The sequence below is a fragment of the Candidatus Pelagibacter sp. HIMB1746 genome, from assembly GCF_052047555.1.
GTDB lineage: Bacteria > Pseudomonadota > Alphaproteobacteria > Pelagibacterales > Pelagibacteraceae > Pelagibacter.
Map to the genome: position 1 here is coordinate 36,551 of NZ_JBNAJZ010000006.1, position 17,066 is coordinate 53,616.

At 30.7% G+C, this 17,066-nt stretch carries 16 protein-coding genes; 15 read left to right on the forward strand and 1 reads right to left on the reverse strand.

Annotation, left to right across the window (positions count from 1 at the left end; genetic code table 11):
* From ccmE to ACTTBM_RS07545, 12 genes are all read left to right on the forward strand, one after another.
* On the forward strand, positions 1-420 hold the full coding sequence (ccmE, locus tag ACTTBM_RS07490; RefSeq protein WP_440619107.1) for a cytochrome c maturation protein CcmE: 420 nt from the start codon (positions 1-3) through the stop codon (positions 418-420).
* On the forward strand, positions 421-2,304 hold the full coding sequence (locus ACTTBM_RS07495) for a heme lyase CcmF/NrfE family subunit (RefSeq protein WP_440635387.1): 1,884 nt from the start codon (positions 421-423) through the stop codon (positions 2,302-2,304).
* The gene (locus ACTTBM_RS07500; protein WP_440635388.1) at positions 2,294-2,812 is read left to right on the forward strand and encodes a DsbE family thiol:disulfide interchange protein; all 519 of its coding nucleotides are present in this window, start codon (positions 2,294-2,296) and stop codon (positions 2,810-2,812) included. Before ACTTBM_RS07495 ends, ACTTBM_RS07500 begins: the two co-directional genes overlap by 11 nt.
* Positions 2,809-3,168: a cytochrome c-type biogenesis protein gene (locus ACTTBM_RS07505; RefSeq protein WP_440619104.1), complete on the forward strand. Its 360-nt coding sequence runs from the start codon at positions 2,809-2,811 to the stop codon at positions 3,166-3,168. Before ACTTBM_RS07500 ends, ACTTBM_RS07505 begins: the two co-directional genes overlap by 4 nt.
* A 6-nt stretch (positions 3,169-3,174) precedes the next feature.
* A complete protein-coding gene (locus ACTTBM_RS07510) occupies positions 3,175-3,687 on the forward strand; it encodes an acyloxyacyl hydrolase (RefSeq protein ID WP_440635389.1) in 513 nt (170 codons plus the stop codon).
* A 9-nt stretch (positions 3,688-3,696) separates the two neighbouring features.
* The gene (locus ACTTBM_RS07515) at positions 3,697-4,848 is read left to right on the forward strand and encodes an alpha-hydroxy acid oxidase (RefSeq protein WP_440635390.1); all 1,152 of its coding nucleotides are present in this window, start codon (positions 3,697-3,699) and stop codon (positions 4,846-4,848) included.
* A 73-nt stretch (positions 4,849-4,921) separates the two neighbouring features.
* Positions 4,922-6,085: a pyridoxal phosphate-dependent aminotransferase gene (locus tag ACTTBM_RS07520; RefSeq protein ID WP_440635391.1), complete on the forward strand. Its 1,164-nt coding sequence runs from the start codon at positions 4,922-4,924 to the stop codon at positions 6,083-6,085.
* Positions 6,086-6,088: 3 nt separating this feature from the next.
* Positions 6,089-7,585 carry an FAD-linked oxidase C-terminal domain-containing protein gene (locus tag ACTTBM_RS07525; RefSeq protein WP_440635392.1) on the forward strand — a complete coding sequence of 499 codons (1,497 nt, stop codon included), beginning with the start codon at positions 6,089-6,091 and terminating at the stop codon, positions 7,583-7,585.
* Positions 7,539-8,819, forward strand: a complete 1,281-nt coding sequence (locus tag ACTTBM_RS07530) for an FAD-binding protein (protein WP_440635393.1) — start codon at positions 7,539-7,541, stop codon at positions 8,817-8,819. The genes ACTTBM_RS07525 and ACTTBM_RS07530 overlap by 47 nt, the downstream gene beginning before the upstream one ends.
* Positions 8,819-10,108, forward strand: coding sequence for a glycolate oxidase subunit GlcF (glcF, locus tag ACTTBM_RS07535; RefSeq protein ID WP_440635394.1), 1,290 nt, complete (start codon positions 8,819-8,821; stop codon positions 10,106-10,108). Before ACTTBM_RS07530 ends, glcF begins: the two co-directional genes overlap by 1 nt.
* Before the next feature lie 7 nt (positions 10,109-10,115).
* Positions 10,116-11,069, forward strand: coding sequence for a 2-hydroxyacid dehydrogenase (locus ACTTBM_RS07540; RefSeq protein ID WP_440613664.1), 954 nt, complete (start codon positions 10,116-10,118; stop codon positions 11,067-11,069).
* 6 nt (positions 11,070-11,075) lie between these two features.
* The gene (locus ACTTBM_RS07545; RefSeq protein WP_440635395.1) at positions 11,076-12,281 is read left to right on the forward strand and encodes an MFS transporter; all 1,206 of its coding nucleotides are present in this window, start codon (positions 11,076-11,078) and stop codon (positions 12,279-12,281) included.
* Here the strand turns inward: ACTTBM_RS07545 and ACTTBM_RS07550 are convergent.
* Positions 12,278-13,309 (reverse strand): sigma-54-dependent Fis family transcriptional regulator, encoded by a 1,032-nt coding sequence (locus ACTTBM_RS07550; RefSeq protein WP_256998077.1) that lies wholly within the window; start codon positions 13,307-13,309, stop codon positions 12,278-12,280. The two genes, ACTTBM_RS07545 and ACTTBM_RS07550, sit on opposite strands and share 4 nt — an antisense overlap.
* 200 nt (positions 13,310-13,509) lie before the next feature.
* Here ACTTBM_RS07550 and ACTTBM_RS07555 point away from each other — a divergent pair, with 200 nt between their 5' ends.
* The 3 genes from ACTTBM_RS07555 (at position 13,510) to ACTTBM_RS07565 (ending at position 17,063) form a co-directional block, all read left to right on the forward strand.
* Positions 13,510-14,571, forward strand: coding sequence for an NAD(P)-dependent alcohol dehydrogenase (locus ACTTBM_RS07555; RefSeq protein WP_262589926.1), 1,062 nt, complete (start codon positions 13,510-13,512; stop codon positions 14,569-14,571).
* 17 nt (positions 14,572-14,588) lie between these two features.
* A complete protein-coding gene (locus ACTTBM_RS07560; protein WP_440635396.1) occupies positions 14,589-16,127 on the forward strand; it encodes an extracellular solute-binding protein in 1,539 nt (512 codons plus the stop codon).
* Between the two features lie 72 nt (positions 16,128-16,199).
* The gene (locus ACTTBM_RS07565; RefSeq protein WP_075505839.1) at positions 16,200-17,063 is read left to right on the forward strand and encodes a carbohydrate ABC transporter permease; all 864 of its coding nucleotides are present in this window, start codon (positions 16,200-16,202) and stop codon (positions 17,061-17,063) included.
* Positions 17,064-17,066: the final 3 nt, after the last annotated feature.

A 17,066-nucleotide genomic window follows, 5' to 3' on the forward strand; every position in this document is an offset into this window, starting at 1 on the left:
ATGTATGGTCGAAAAGTTAAGTTAAGATTTCTATTTGTTTCGACTATTTTATTAATTTTAATATTAACTGTTTTTTTAGTTCTAAAATCTTTAGAAGAAAACGTTGTTTATTTTCAATCTCCTTCAGAGATTAAGTCATTAACTGAGCTTACAAATAATAAAATTAGAGTAGGTGGAATGGTTAAAAAAAATTCTATTAATATGAATTCTAATGAAGTGAATTTTATTATTACAGATTTTAAAAATGAGATTAATGTTACTTATTCAGGTGCTGTCCCAAATTTATTTGAAGAAGGAAAGGGAGTTGTGGCCGAAGGTGTTTTGAAAGACAGAAATTTCTTTTCAGCAACAAAAATTTTAGCAAAGCATGATGAAAATTATATGCCTCCCGAGGTTAAAGCTGCATTGGAGGAAAATTAATTGATTTATAGTGTTGTTGGATATTATGCACTTATTTTAGGATTAATTAGTGGTTCAATTTTGATTTATTTTTCAATTCAAAATTTTAGAAATTCAGAAATTTTGGATACTAAAATATTATCATTATCATTTTTACAATTATTTTTTGTTGTTGTTAGTTTTTTTGGTTTAGTTTTATCTTTTGTAGTTTCAGATTTTAGTAACGAAACTGTATTTAGTAATTCCCATACTACTAAACCTTTGTTTTACAAAATTACAGGAACCTGGGGGAACCATGAGGGTAGTTTATTATTGTGGTTGTTGGTTTTAACATTATTCATTTTCATTTTTTTATTAAGAACAAATAATCAATCAATAAAATATAAAACTCTAACAACAATATTTCAGCAGATAATAATTATTGGTTTTTTTATATTTTTATTAAAAACTTCTAATCCATTTAATTACTTATTCCCAATTCCTGAAGAAGGTTTAGGTTTAAACCCAATATTGCAAGATCCTGCATTAGCAATTCATCCACCTATTCTATATTTAGGCTATGTTGGTTCATCAATAATATTTTCTTCCGCATTAGCAGCAACAACTTTAAAAATGGTTTCTGGAAGCTGGGCAGCTCATATAAAAAAATGGACTTTAATTTCATGGATATTTTTAACTTTAGGAATTTTACTAGGTTCTATATGGGCATATTATGAACTTGGGTGGGGAGGATTTTGGTTTTGGGATCCAGTTGAAAATGTATCTCTTATGCCTTGGTTAGCATTGACCACATTGTTACACTGTATATTAGTTTTAGAGAAAAAATCGATTTTAACCTCTTGGGTTATAATTTTATCTATCGCTACATTTACACTTAGTATGTGTGGAACTTTCTTAGTCAGATCAGGTATCCTTAATTCAGTTCATACTTTCGCTAACGACCCTGAAAGAGGTCTATTCATATTAATATTTTTATTTGTTCTAATTTTTATTTCTTTATTTATTTTTTTCTTTTTTCATAAAGAGGATCAAAAAAATTCTATAAATCTTTTTTGGTTAAGTAAAGAAAGTGCGATTATATTGAATAATTGGTTCATGATGTATTTTTTATCTGTGGTTTTAATTGGTACAGTGTATCCAATTTTTTTAGATGTAATTTCTTCAGAAAAAATATCAGTCGGTCCACCGTTCTATCATAAACTAATTATCCCTTTCTTAATTCCATTTTTAATCGCTATGGCGATTGGACCTCAATTGAAATGGATTAAATCTAACTTAGAGAGTAAAAAAATTCTTATATTTTTATTATTTATATCAATTTTAATATCTTATTTGATTGTTAAGAATTTTGATAAAAATTTACTTGTAAACACTATTTTAATCTCAAGTGCATTTTATTTGTTTTTTATTACTGTGAGGGATTTTTTTACAAAAAAATATAAAAACATTTCTCAAACTATTGCTCACTTTGGATTTAGCTTATTAATTTTAAGTATTTTATTTAATAATTTGCTTTCTAGCGAAGTAATAACCAATCTTAAAATTGGTCAGAGTTATGAAAACTCAAAAATTAAAATTACACTTGAAGATGTAAACCAGAGAAGTGAAAAAAATTACAACTCAGTGGTAGCAAATTTTAAAATAATTTCTTCAGATGGAAAAATTAATAAAATGTCTCCAGAGTTAAGAATTTACAATCAACCAAATATAGTAACTAGCGAAGCTGATATTAAAACTTCTTTAATGAAAGATAAATTTATTGTCATAAACTTAGTACAAAATCAGGAATATTTTAATGTTAGATATCAAGACAAACCTTTTATGCTTTGGATATGGGTATCAGTATTATTATTAAGTATTGGTGGAATATTAAGTTTTTTTTTAGAAAGAAAATATGAAAGATAAATTAATACCTTCAATAGTAATAATAAGTTTTATAATTATTTTTTTAATATTTTATAAAGGTTTGCAAAATACAAATATTTATACTCCCAAGTCAGAAATAAAAAAAGATATTCCAAGTTTTTCTAGTATTAAATTTGATAGCAAAGAAAATGTAAATTCGTCAGAAATATTTAATTCAAATAAATTTTATTTATTAAACATATGGGCCTCGTGGTGTGTACCCTGTAGACAAGAACATTCTTATTTAATGAAATTAAGTGAAAACAATAAAGTAACTTTAATTGGATTAAATTATAAAGATAATTTTAATAATGCTCAAAATTTTCTAATAAAATTAGGAAATCCATACGAAACAATTTTATTAGATGAAGATGGTACAATTTCAATAGAGTGGGGGGCATATGGTGTGCCAGAAACTTTTTTGATCCATAAAAATAAAATAGTTGCAAAATACATTGGACCATTAAATGAAAAATTAATTAACGAAATTAACTCGATAATAAAATGAAAATTTTAAAAATTGCTTTAATTATTTTATTATTAATTCCAAAAATATCATTTGCTAGTGATCAGCTTGAAAGAAATAAGATTACGAAAAATTTAAGATGTTTAATTTGTCAGGGTCAATCTGTGTACGATTCAGATTCTGACTTCGCAAATAGTATGAAAATTTTAGTTGATAAAAAACTTGAGGAAGGATTATCTGAAAACCAAATTTATGATTTTTTTAAAGAAAAATACGGAGAATGGATTTTGTATGATCCTGGTTTAAATAAAAATACTTATATTCTTTGGTTATTGCCAATATTGATATTTTTACTTGGAGGTGCAATAATCCTCAAAAAACTAAAATTTAAAAATTAATCCAAAATGCATTTAAAAAAAATTCTGATTTTACTTATATTTCTAGCGTTTCCGATTTCATCAAATGCAGAGGAAATTAAACAGAGAGATGTAAATACTGAGTTTAACGTTTATACTGGGATGTTTGATTTTAGTGACGATGGAAAAAAATCAGAATTAATTGGCTTTCAGCATCAAAATGAAAACTTAAATAGAGATACTTTTCTTGGAAATTTATCACCTATTACTGGTGCTCTTATAACTGCAGATAGTGCGGCTTATGTTTATACAGGAGTAGAAGCACAATATAAAATAGGTTCTTTAAATTTTAATCCAAGTTTTACTCCAGGATTATATCACGAAGGTGATGGAAAAGACTTAGGTCACGTTTTAGAATTTAAATCTGAGTTACAAATTTCTTTAGATATGTCTGAGAGCAGTCAATTTGGTTTTTCATATAATCATATATCTAATGCAAGTATAGGAGATAAAAATCCTGGGGCAAATAGTTATATGTTTAATTTCTTTAAAAGCTTCTAATACACTTTTATGAATTTAAATGATTGCTATAATTTTGATGACTTTAGAAAATTAGCCAAGAAAAAATTACCAGCACCAATATTTCATTATATTGATGGAGGTGCTGATGATGAAATAACTTTAAACAGAAATACAGACTCATTTAACGACTGTGATTTAGTTCCTAGTATTTTAAACAGTGTTGGAGAGCCAGATTTATCTACAACAGTTTTTGGTAGAAAAATTGATATGCCTCTATTTTTGTCTCCTACAGCGATGCAAAGTTTGTATGACCCAGAAGGTGATAAAGCTTCTGCTAGAGCAGCAGAAAAATTTAATACAATTTATAGTATGTCAACAATGGCATCATTTTCTATAGAAGAAGTTGCAAATATTTCTAGTGGTCCAAAACTTTTCCAACTTTATATCCATAAGGATAAATCAATTACTGATGATTTAATTGAAAGATGTAGCAGAGCAAATTTTGATGGTATGTGCATTACTGTTGATACTTTAGTTGCTGGTAACAGAGAAAGAGATCATAGAACTGGTTTCACTACCCCACCCAAATTTACCTTAGATAGTTTGCTAAGTTTTGCTATGAGACCTGGCTGGGTTTTTAAATATTTTACTAACAAAAAATTTGAATTAGCAAATATTAAAAATAAAACTGACAAGGGAACTAACATAGCTAAATCAGTAATGGACTATATTAATGAACAATATGATCCAGCAATGAATTGGAAAGATGCAGAATATTGTATTAAAAAATGGAATAAACCAATGGCACTAAAAGGAGTAATGTCTGTTGAAGATGCAAAGAGAGCAATTGATATAGGTTGTACTGCAATAATGATATCTAATCATGGTGGAAGACAATTGGATGGATCTAGATCACCTTTTGATCAAGTAAAAGCAATTTCAGATGCGGTAGGAGATAAATTAGAAATTATTCTTGATGGTGGAGTAAGAAGAGGAACGCATGTTTTAAAAGCTCTTGCAGCTGGTGCAACAGCTTGTAGTTTTGGAAAAGCTTTTCTTTTTAGTTTAGGTGCTGGAGGACAAAAAGGTGTTGAAAGATTACTTGAGAACATGCAAAAAGAAATTAGAAGAAATATGATTTTGATGGGCTGTAAATCTGTAAAAGATCTTGATGAATCAAAAATAATCTACAGAAATTAAGATAAATTAAGGAAATTCAAATTTTATCTTAATAGACAATTAACTTAATTTATGTATATTTTCCAACTTTATTATGAAACTAGCAGCGTCACTTAATAGACTTGGAACAGAAAGTGCTTTTTCAGTTTTAGCAGAAGCTAAAAAATTAGAAGCACAAGGAAACCCAATGATACATCTTGGGTTGGGTCAGCCAGATTTTAAAACACCTAAACATGTAGTTGAAGCTGCAAAGAAAGCTTTAGATGATGGTCACCATGGCTATGTTCTTTCAAATGGAATTTTAGAGTGCAGACAAGCGGTTACTAGATGGATCAAGAAAAGATATAACGCTGAAGTAGATCCAGAAAGAATTATCATAATGCCAGGTGGCAAACCTACAATGCATTATGCTATACAGTGTTTTGGGGAGCCAGGAGCAGAAATTATTCATCCTACACCAGCTTTTCCTATTTATGAGTCTATGATTAATTATACAGGTTCTACTGCTGTACCTTATGATTTAACAGAAGATAAAGATTTAAAATTTAGTGCGGATAAAATTCTATCTTTAATAACTGAAAAAACTAGATTGTTAATTTTAATTAATCCTAATAATCCAACTGGAAGTTTTGTTGAGAAATCTGAAATTGATAAATTAGCAGAGGGTTTAAAAAAACATCCTCATGTAACTATTTTGAGTGATGAAATTTACAGTAGACAAATATTTGATAATAAAGAAATGCCAACATTCTTTAACTATCCTGAGTTAAGAGAAAGACTAATTGTTTTAGAAGGCTGGAGCAAAGCTTACTCAATGACAGGTTGGAGATTAGGTTGGAGTTTTTGGCCTGAAAATTTAATTGAACATATTAATAAATTACTAATCAATAGTGTTTCTTGTGTTAATGCTGCGGCTCAATTTGCAGGAATAGCAGCGCTTGATGGACCAGACGATTCAATTGATTTGATGATGGAAAAATTTACACAAAGAAGAAAATTAATTCATGAAGGACTGAATAGTCTACCCGGAATAGAATGCAGTTTGCCGGGAGGAGCATTTTATGCATTTCCAAAAGTTATAGGGACTGGAATGGATGGTGCAGAGTTTTGTAAAAGAGCCATGCATGAAGCGGGTGTTGCTATTGTCCCAGGCACGGCATTTGGAAAAACATGCAAAGATTACGTAAGATTTAGCTTTGCTGCATCTCAGGATAACATTTCTAACGCATTGGAAAATATCAAAAAAATGCTAGGTTAAGCTATGTCTGAAATAGCTTTACCAAAAATTGATAGGTCTATTGTATCTAATAAATCTCAAATAGTAAAAAAACTATCAAGTCTAACTAATCCAGAAAATGTTTTAAGCGAAGCTGATGAATTAAGACCTTATGAAACTGATGCGCTTTCAGTTTATACCCAAACGCCTTTAGCTGTGGTCTTGCCTGAAAACACTAAAGAAGTTAGTGAAATTCTTAAATATTGTAATGAAGAAAATATCAAAGTAGTTCCAAGAGGAGCTGGAACAGGTTTATCCGGTGGGGCATTACCTTTGCAAGACGCTATCCTTTTAGGTTTAGGAAAATTTAATAAAATTTTAGAAATTGATTATGAGAATAAATGTGTGATCACTCAACCTGGTGTTACTAACTTAGGAATTACTCATGCTGTGGAACATAAGGGTTTTTATTATGCTCCAGATCCATCTAGTCAATTAGCATGCTCAATCGGTGGTAATGTGGCTGAAAATTCAGGAGGTGTTCATTCTTTAAAATATGGAACCACTACAAACAATATTTTAGGTGTAGAAATGGTAATGATGGATGGAACTATTTGTAAAATTGGAGGAAAATCTTTTGATCAAGAAGGATATGACCTCATGGGATTAATTTGTGGTTCAGAAGGATTATTAGGCGTTGTTACTGAAGTAACTGTTAAGATTCTGAAAAAACCAGAAGTTGTTAAAGCAGCTTTAATTGGTTTTCCATCAATTAAAGAAGGAGGAGATGCAGCGTCTGAAATAATTTCAAGCGGAATAGTTCCTGCTGGAATGGAAATTATGGACAAAGCTCTTATTGAAGCAACAGATAATTTTAGCAAAGCTGGTTATCCAAGAGATGCCGAATTATTATTAATTGTTGAACTTGATGGAACAGAGTCAGAAGTAAATGAGTTGATTAAAAAAGTTGAGATAATTTGTAAAAAAAATAATTGTTCAAGTTTAAAATTAAGCAAAAATGAAAAAGAAAGACTATCTTTTTGGGCTGGGAGAAAAGCTGCTTTTCCAGCATGTGGAGCAATGGCTCCAGATTATTACTGTATGGATGGCTCAATACCTAGAGGCAAACTCGCAGAAGCTTTACTTGAAATAAAAAAACTTTCAGAAAAATATAATTTACCAGTAGCAAATTGTTTCCATGCAGGTGATGGGAATTTACATCCATTAATTATGTTTGATGGGAATGATAAAGAACAGTTAAGAAAAACCGAAGAGTTTGGATCAGAAATATTAAAAACTTGCGTAAGACTTGGAGGAGTAATCACAGGAGAGCATGGAGTTGGTATCGAAAAAAGAGAACTTATGTGTGAGATGTTCAACGATAATGATATTCAACAACAGTTAGATATTAAAAAATCATTAGATGAGAAAAACTTACTAAATCCTGGAAAAGTATATCCTATTCTTAGAAAGTGCGCGGAGGAAGGAAGGGTTCATGTCCATAAAAGCAAAGATAAATTCCCAGATCTTCCAAGATTCTAATAACATCTATTATCCAAAAAACGAAAGTGAAGTTTCAGAATTAATTAGAGAACTTTACAAAAAAGACTCTCCAACAGAAATAATAGGAAATAATTCTAAAAGCTTCATTGGAAATAAAGCTCAATCAGCAAACACAATGTCGCTTTCGAAATTAACAGGCATAATAGATTACAGACCTGAGGAATTGTATATTAAAGTAAAGGCTTGCACACCTATTGAAGAAGTTGAAAAAATACTTGATGAAAATAATCAGGAATTAGCTTTTGAGCCTATTGATTTTGGTTATATAAAAAATGGTGTATCTAACAAAGGAACTATAGCAGGGTATTTATCCTGTAATTATGCAGGCTCAAGAAGGTTTAAAGTTGGAAGTGTTAGAGATCATGTGTTGGGTTTTAAAGGAGTAAATGGCAAAGGGGATATTATTAAATCAGGTGGCACAGTAGTTAAAAATGTTACTGGTTATGATTTGTCAAAACTCATAGCAGGATCCTTTGGTACCTTAGTAGCTTTAACAGAAATCACTTTAAAGGTTTTACCAAAAAAAGATTCATCAAATACAATCGCAATTTATATTGATAAATCTGAGGAAATTTTTGATTTATTTATTAAATTATCAAGTTCCAGCAGTGAAATATCAGGAGCAGTGTATGTTCCTAATAAATCAAAGGATGATGATTTCTTAAAGAAAAAAAATTCTGTACTAAAATTTAACGATTTAAAATCTAATACTTCTTTTCTAGCTTTTAGAGTAGAGGGAGATAAAATTTCAATAAAGGAAAAAATTAAAAATTTAAGCAAAGAACTTGAACTTGATAAATTTGAAACTTCCACTTTAGATGTTTATCAGTCAGAACCATTTTGGCAAAAAATTAATAATTTAGAAATTTTTGAAAATACAAAAAATAATTTAATCAGAATGGTTATTCCTCCAGCAAAAGGATCAAATTTATTAAAATTTTTAGACAATAAATATAAATATTTTGTAGATTGGTGTGGATCATTATTTTGGATAGAAGTTGATGAACAAAAAGAAGAAAAAATAAAAGAGCTAAAAAAAATAGCTCTGGAGTCAGGTGGTTATTTAACTGTAATAAAAACTTCAGCAGATTATGATTATGGAGAATCAATTTTTACAGTCGATGATATACGTTTGATGATTTCAGAAAAAATTAAGAAAAGTTTTGATCCAAAAAGAATTTTAAACCCTGGAAAAATGTATAGAGGAATTTAATGCAGACAAAATTTACTGAACAGCAACTTAAAGATTCTGATAATTTTGCTACAGAAAAAGTATTTAAAAAGTGTGTTCACTGTGGAATGTGTAATGCTACTTGTCCCACACATCAGCTGATAGGTGATGAATTGGATGGACCAAGAGGTAGAATTTATCTTATTAAAGACATGTTGGAAAATAACAGAAAACCAACTGAAAAAGTTGTTAAGCACATTGATCGTTGTCTTTCATGTTATAGCTGTATGACTACTTGTCCTGCAGGTGTAAACTACATGCACATCATAGATCATGGAAAAAAATATATTGAAAAAAATTATGAAAGATCATTTTTTGATAAACTAATTAGATATTTTTTATCAATCACTTTACCAAATGTTAAAGTATTTAGACTTTCAAGTTTTTTTGTTAAATTGGCAATGCCATTCAAATTCTTAATGCCTACAAAGATTAAAGACATGATTGAATTAATGCCAACAACTTTTCCAAAAAAAACTTTACCTATTAAAGAGATTTACAAAGTTTCAGACAAGAAAAGAATAGCAAGAGTTGCTTTATTAACTGGATGTGTACAAAAAGAAATTTCACCTCAAATAAATGAAGCAACAATCAGATTATTAAATAGACATGGGGTTGAAGTTGTAGTTCCAAAAAAAATTCGTTGCTGTGGATCTTTAAATCACCATCTAGGAAAAGAAGAGGATGCTCACCAAGATTTTAAAAATAATATAAATACTTGGTATGAGGAGCATCAAAAGGGAAATTTAGACGCAATTTTATCTAATACATCAGGTTGCGGTACTACCATGAAGGATTATGGTTTTATTTTTAGAGATGACAAAGAGTTAAGTAAAAAAGCAAAAGTCATATCAGATCTTACAAGAGATATTTCTGAGTATATTTTTGAAAGTTTAAAACTAAATATAAAATCTAAAGGAAAGAAATATAAAGTTGCTTATCACTCTGCATGTTCAATGCAGCATGGTCAAAAAGTTCATTCACAACCAATTTCATTACTTGAAAAAACTGATAATGAAATAATGGAAATTCCACAAGGGCACATTTGTTGTGGATCAGCAGGAACTTACAATATTTTACAATCAAAAATTGCAAAACAACTATTAGAAAATAAGGTAAATAACATAGAAAGTTTAAATCCTGATTTTATTTCAACAGGAAATATTGGTTGTATTACCCAAATTTCTCATGGTACTAAAGTCCCAATTTTACATACAATTGAAGTTTTAGATTGGTACACAGGCGGTCCCAAACCTGAAATTTTAAAATAGGGGTTTTATGAAAAAAATTTTAATTACTAGAAGACTAATCCGAGAGAGTGAAGATAAAGCATCAAAATTATTTGAAGCTAAATTTAATTCAAATGATGAACTTTATTCACAATCAAAAATTATTGAAATGAGCAAAGGATGTGATGGAATTTTATCATCTTTAACTGAAAAATTAGATGCTGATACAATAAATAAACTTCCAGATAGTATTAAAATAATTTCAAATTTTGCAGTTGGTTTTGGAAACATTGATTTAGATGCTGCTAAAAAAAGAGGTATTGCTGTCACTAATACCCCAGAAGTTTTGTCAGATGCTACAGCTGAGATAGGAATATTACTTATATTAGGAGCTTGTCGAAGAGCGTCAGAGGGAATTGAGTCTGCTCGTGAAGGTGGATGGAAATGGTCCGCAGATTATTTAATTGGAAAACAGTTAACAGGAACAAGATTAGGAATTTTAGGTATGGGTCGTATCGGTCAAAAAATTGCAAATATTGCTAAATCTTTAGGCATGGTTATTCATTATCATAATCGTTCAAAATTAAGTGAAGATAAAGAGCAGGGTGCAATTTATCATGACAGCATAAAAAGTCTTTTTTCAGTGTCAGATGTTTTATCTATCTGTTGTCCAGCTACAAAAGAAACAGAAAATTTAATAAATAAAGAGACAGTAGAGTATTTCCCTAAAGGTGCTGTAATAACAAATGTTGCTCGAGGCGATATAGTTGATGATGAAGCTTTGATTGATGCATTGAATAGAAGAAAAATTTATGCAGCAGGATTAGATGTATATAAAAATGAACCAAATTTAAATCCTGGTTATTTAAAAATCCCGAGTGTTTTTGTTTTGCCTCATTTAGGAAGCGCTACAAAAGATACTAGAATTGCAATGGGAAATTTAGCGATAGACAATATAGAAGAATTTTTTAGAACTGGTAATTGCGTTAATAAAGTTAACTAAATTTTAATGAATAAACCTGTTCTAGCTAAATCAAAAGCTATTATAATTTTTTTAGTTTTTGCTATAGGATATTTTATTTCTACTCTTTTAAGAGCAATAACTGCAACAATTTCACCTGAATTAGTAAATGAATTTAATCTTTCTGCAGGAGAGCTTGGATTATTAGGTGGCGGATATTTTCTAGGATTTGCAAGTGTACAAATCCCTTTAGGCTATATGCTAGACATGAGAGGTCCAAGAAAAATTGTTTCATACTTTTTATCATTAACCATTGTTGGTTTATTAATATTTGCTCTTGCTCAGAATTTTTTAACTCTTTTAGTATCTAGAATAATTATAGGAGTTGGTGTTGGAGCTTGTTTAATGGGGCCTTTGACAGCTTATCGGATTTGGTATCAAGATGAAACCCAACAACGTGCAAACTCATGGATGTTAATGGTTGGTGCAATTGGTATGTTGTCATCAAGTTTACCAGTTCAATTTTTCTTACCTATAATTGGTTGGAGAAATATATTTTTGCTTTTAGCTTTCATAACTTTGGTTTGTATAATTTTGATAATTATTTTTATCCCTCAGTGGACTTCAAAAGGTAATCAGAAAAACGATGATGCAAAATTGAGTATTGTTTGGCAAAATCAATTCTTCAGAAGTGTTATTCCAATGGGCTTTTTTAGCACTGGAGGATTATTTGCTATCCAAACACTATGGGCTGGTCCTTGGATGATAAAAGTATCTGGGTATACACCAGAAGAAAGTGCAAAAGGGTTATTTTTAATTTATTTTTTTATGTTGCTATCATTTTTGATATGGGGCTATTTTGTTCCTAAATTTTCAAAGAACGTTAATGATGCAATCAGATTGTTGAAATATGGTTCACCATTAAGTTTATTGGTATTGGGTGTAATTATTTATCTAGGTCCAAATACAGATTCAATTCATTGGGCATTATTCATAGTTTCAGCTGTATTTTTGTCCTTAATTCAGCCAGCAGTTGGGATGGCTTTCTCTGTATCTAATGCAGGCAAAGCTCTAACTTCTTATAATTTGTTAATATTTATAGGTGCTTTTTTTCTACAATGGATAATCGGCCTTATTATAGATTTAGGATTAAGTTTAAATTATTCTGAAATTGCTTCATTTCAATTAGCAATGTCTTTTGTACTAGTTACGTCTTTAACTTCTTATTTATATTTTTTAGTAAAAAATAATTAATTTAGATGCTTATAAATTGTAGTTCTAGATACACCTAATTTTCTCGATGCTGCAGAAATATTATTAGTTTCACTAAAAGTAGATCTAATTAGAATACACTTTTCTCTTTTAATTTTTGTATCCTCGCAATTTTTACAAGCGTAAGTTTTATTTTGTTTGCCAGTTTCAATAAATTTACTTTCTTTAAAATTTTGACTTTTGACCACAAAAACAGACGAACCTAAATGATCTGTTATCTTTAGAGTTTTATTATTTAAGATATCTGATGCAATTGATGAAAATGAAGTTGTAAAAATTTTATTAAAATTTTCATTTTTTAAATCAACTAGTCCATTAAGCATAATTTTTGCATTGTTGTTTGCACCCACAATTAATCCATCCCCATTTATTGCCAGCATCCCAACACTAGTTGTAGTTAGATATTCTTGTCTTGGGTGAAAAGAAATAATTAATTCGTTTTCAAATTTTTTAATAAACAATTTGGTTTCGATACTTCTAGTTGCAAGTCTTACTAAAGCTAGCGTATGTTGTTCTCTGGACATTGAGTCTGTTGAAGCATCAATAATACCAATAATTTTACCGTCATAATTTATGATTGGACTTGCAAAGCACGAAATATTTTCATGAGCAGTAAAAAAGTGTTCTTTACCTGAAACGATAGTTGGTTTTTTTAGTTCAACAGATAATCCAAGACCGTTTGTTCCACAAATTTTTTCTGCCCAAATTGAACCTGGTATTACTGTTTTACCAACGTCAGTTTGTAAACAAGATTTGTCATAAATTGTATCCAAGACTAATCCTTTCTCATCTGAGTAAGCCACCATAAAATTTGTTCCTGCTATTTGGGAATATAAAAGTTCTAGTTCAGGAATAATTATTCTTCTGATAGTTTCATTTCGCTCTTTTATCTCTTTTAATTCGATTGATGAAATTACACTTTGTTTAGGATCATTAAACGGATCAAGGCCTTCACTGATACATCTCAACCAACTTTCATTAATATCTTTTCCCATCTCATAAGAGCTCATATTCCTTTTGTGTAGGATATTTTTAAGTTCGCTGTTTGAGTGCCTTAAGTTTGACATTTTAAAAGTTTATTTGTTTTTCTAGATACAACAACCAACCACAGGTTGTAATTGTTAACTTTTTGTACATATAAAGATGCCGTTGACTCCATTCTATATCAGAATTTTAATAGTGTTACTTAAATATTAAAGGAGAGATAATAATGAAAGCACAGGTTTTGCATAAATATGACCCTGAAATGAAAGAAAAGGTCTGGGTCACAGGTGAGGAGATGCCAGATCCTAAAATTGAAAAGGCGTCAGACGTTATAGTTAAAATTGGTGCTGCAGGAGTCTGCAGAACTGATTTACATATTATTGAAGGAGTATGGAAACACATCCAAGATCCAGATGGAAAATTATTACCATGTGTAATGGGACATGAAAATGCTGGTTGGGTAGAAGATGTAGGTTCAGACGTTACTGAATTTAAAAAGGGTGATCCTGTAATATTACACCCGCTTATTTCTGGAACAGGAGGAACTTGTTTAGATTGTAGAAGAGGTAATGATATGCATGCTGAAGCAGGCGCATTTCCTGGATTAAGTATTAAAGAAGGTGGCTACGCTGAACTATTAAAAACTAGCGTTAGAAATTTAATTAAACTTCCAAAAGTATTAGCGCCCAAAGATGTTGCACCTTTTTCAGATGCAGGTCTTACAGCTTATAGAGTGGTAAAAAAAGCAACAAGACATTTGCTACCTGGTCAGAGCTGTACAATTATTGGTGCAGGAGGTTTAGGTCACATCGCCATTCAATGTTTAAAAGCTATGTGTGCAGCAGATATTATTATTGTTGAAAAATCTGAAGCAGCATTGAAACATGCAATGGAACTTGGTGGTGACCACGGAGTTTTAATTGATGGAAACGAAATTGAAAAAGTTCAAGAACTAACAAAAGGAAAAGGTTCTGAAGCTGTAATTGATTTCGTAGGTGAAAAAGGATCTACTGCCATGGGAATTCAAATGACTTCTAATGGTGGTTTTTACTACATAGTTGGATATGGAGAAGAAATTAAATCACTTGCAGTTGATTTAATTATTTCTGAGAAAACAATTGTAGGTAATTTAGTGGGAACGTGGTCTGAATTATATGAATTAATGGAGTTAGCTGACAGAGGTAAAGTTAAGCTCTCTATGCAGGAGTATAGTTTAGACGATGCTAATAAAGCACTTCATGATCTTAACGATGGTAAGGTTAAGGGACGAGCTGTTTTAGTTCCATAAAAAAAAGAGAGGTGATAATGAAAATAATAAAAACCTGCTTAACGGCTGTAATATCAAGTATGATGATATTTAGCCCTATGGCATATGCTGATAAGTGGAGTGATCAATTCCCACATATCAAAGCAACAGGAGATATTCCAGGTGATTGTTCTTATGAGGAAATGTCTAAGAAAAATTACAAAGGAAAAACTCTTAAAATAAATACTCACGCAATTCCAGTAATGGGAGAGCCAACAGCTCTTCATGCTGAACAGTTTGAAAAATTAACTGGAGCTAAAGTTGAAGTTACTCATACACCAGCGGGTGATTTGTATTCTAAAGCAATGGTTCCTTTTCAAGCTGGACAAGCACCTTACGATATTGTGTTTGGATTTTCTAACTTTATCAATGACTGGAAAAGATATTTAGCACCAGTTCCTAAGAAGTATATGAACTCAACAGAGATGAAAGACGTAACTAAATCTCATATGGGTGTATCATCTTGGGATGGAACTATGTACCAGTATCCAGTTGATGGTGACAGACACTATCTAAAATATAGAAAAGACGTCATTGACAATCCTGAAATGCAAAAAAAATATAAAGCAGAAACAGGAAAAGATCTAAAAGTTCCAACAACTTGGAAAGAATATGCTGAGATGGCAAAATTCTTTAATGGTTGGGACTGGGATGGAGATGGTGAGTTAGAATATGGTTCAGCTGAAGTTATGAAAAAAGACGACTTAATGTTCGCAGCTTTTTTCAGCAGATCAGTTGCATATGCTAAAAATCCAAGAACTCCAGGTGGTTTCTTTTTTGATTTAGAAACTATGAAACCAAACATTAATAATCCAGGTTTCGTTGAAGCTTTAACTGATTGGGTTGAAGCTACTAAATATGTTCCTCCAGGGGGAACTAACTTTGGTCTAGGTGACGAAATTGGATCATTTGGTGGTGGACAAACTTTATTTAGTTTTTCATGGGATGATGCATTTATTGCAGCGATGCAAGATGACAGCCCTATTAAAAACAAAGTAGGTGCAGCTCCTCTTCCAGGTGCCAACAAAGTTTGGAACAGAGTTTCAAATAGTTGGGAAAACCAATACAACCAAGCTCCTTACATTGTTTGGGGTTGGGCAGTTGGTGTTGCTAAGAAAAGTAAAGTAAAAGATATGGCGTTTGATTATCTTTGCTTCTTCTCAAATGGAGCAAACCACCAAGCTGACTTAGCAATTGGTAGATTTGGTGTTAACCCTTTCAAAAACTCTGACTTCGACCCTAATATTTACATTAATAGTATGGGTTGGGATCCAGAGATCGCTAACAGTTACACTCAAACACTTTTAGACATGGAGAAAAGTCAAAATAGAGTTTTCCCTTTAAGAGTTCCAGGTGTATTTGAGTTTACAAGTGCTGTTGCTACAGGAACTTCTAAAGCTTTAGCAGGACAATTGTCTCCTCAAGAAGCATTAGACGAAGTTGCTAAAGAGTGGGAAGCAATTGTAAGCAGAGTAGGTAAAAAAGCAGTAAGAGATGCCTACGCTGTTGGTGTTAAAATGGAAGACAACCAACTATAATAATACTTAATTTATGTGGCCATTTATTAAAATGGCCACATATAAAAAAAATAATATAATCCAACTTTATAAATGAACTTTAAGCATAAATATTTCTTTCTGTTTCCAGGTCTATTTGTACTGATTGGAATTTTAATTTTTCCAATTATTTTTGTAGTTCGATTAAGTTTATCTGGATGGAATAGTTATAATCCAGGTTTAGATTTTATAGGTATAGAAAACTATATCCGTCTATTTACAGATGACCCAAGATTTTGGGAGTCTTTTTTTAGATTAAGTTTTTTGTCTGTTACAACAGTAATTCTCCAGTATGTGATTGGATTTGCTCTTGCACATATGGTTTGGAAAGACATCAAATTTAAAAGATTTTTTAGAGTTTTATTTTTAGTTCCAATGATGACAACTCCAGTAATTATGACTGTTATTTGGAGAACTTTTTTTCATGAGTCTTTAGGACCTGTTAATGATATTTTATCTAATTTTGGTTTATCTCCCAAATGGTTAACAGACCCAGCTTTAGCTAAATTTACAGTAATTATAGTTGAGGTTTGGCAGTGGACACCGTTTATGTTTCTACTTTTATTAGCGGGTTTATTGTCATTACCTAAAGAACCATTTTTGGCTGCTGCGATTGATGGAGCTAGTCCAGTAAGAAAATTTATTTATGTAACTTTCCCACTAATGGCGCCTATATCAATCGGTGCAATAATTATTAGATTAATTGAGGCATCAAAAATTATGGATACCGTTTATGTCCTAACATCAGGAGGGCCAGGTACCTCTACAGAAACGTCAAGTTTTTATATTTTTATTAAAGGATTAAGAGAGTTTCAAATGGGATACGCAGCTTCGATGTCTTTTACTTACTTAATTATTATGATCATAAGTTTAACAATTATTGCAAAAGTTTTAACTAAATTACTTTTAAAAGAATAAATT

Coding starts and splice junctions, on each gene's coding strand:
- ACTTBM_RS07510 (WP_440635389.1), top strand. CDS start 3,175: ATGCATTTAAAAAAAATTCTGATTTTACTTATATTTCTAGCGTTTCCG.
- ACTTBM_RS07555 (WP_262589926.1), top strand. CDS start 13,510: ATGAAAGCACAGGTTTTGCATAAATATGACCCTGAAATGAAAGAAAAG.
- ACTTBM_RS07505 (WP_440619104.1), top strand. CDS start 2,809: ATGAAAATTTTAAAAATTGCTTTAATTATTTTATTATTAATTCCAAAA.
- ACTTBM_RS07530 (WP_440635393.1), top strand. CDS start 7,539: ATGTCCATAAAAGCAAAGATAAATTCCCAGATCTTCCAAGATTCTAAT.
- ACTTBM_RS07540 (WP_440613664.1), top strand. CDS start 10,116: ATGAAAAAAATTTTAATTACTAGAAGACTAATCCGAGAGAGTGAAGAT.
- ACTTBM_RS07520 (WP_440635391.1), top strand. CDS start 4,922: ATGAAACTAGCAGCGTCACTTAATAGACTTGGAACAGAAAGTGCTTTT.
- glcF (WP_440635394.1), top strand. CDS start 8,819: ATGCAGACAAAATTTACTGAACAGCAACTTAAAGATTCTGATAATTTT.
- ACTTBM_RS07560 (WP_440635396.1), top strand. CDS start 14,589: ATGAAAATAATAAAAACCTGCTTAACGGCTGTAATATCAAGTATGATG.
- ACTTBM_RS07500 (WP_440635388.1), top strand. CDS start 2,294: ATGAAAGATAAATTAATACCTTCAATAGTAATAATAAGTTTTATAATT.
- ACTTBM_RS07550 (WP_256998077.1), bottom strand. CDS start 13,309: ATGAGCTCTTATGAGATGGGAAAAGATATTAATGAAAGTTGGTTGAGA.
- ccmE (WP_440619107.1), top strand. CDS start 1: ATGTATGGTCGAAAAGTTAAGTTAAGATTTCTATTTGTTTCGACTATT.
- ACTTBM_RS07545 (WP_440635395.1), top strand. CDS start 11,076: ATGAATAAACCTGTTCTAGCTAAATCAAAAGCTATTATAATTTTTTTA.
- ACTTBM_RS07565 (WP_075505839.1), top strand. CDS start 16,200: ATGAACTTTAAGCATAAATATTTCTTTCTGTTTCCAGGTCTATTTGTA.
- ACTTBM_RS07515 (WP_440635390.1), top strand. CDS start 3,697: ATGAATTTAAATGATTGCTATAATTTTGATGACTTTAGAAAATTAGCC.
- ACTTBM_RS07525 (WP_440635392.1), top strand. CDS start 6,089: ATGTCTGAAATAGCTTTACCAAAAATTGATAGGTCTATTGTATCTAAT.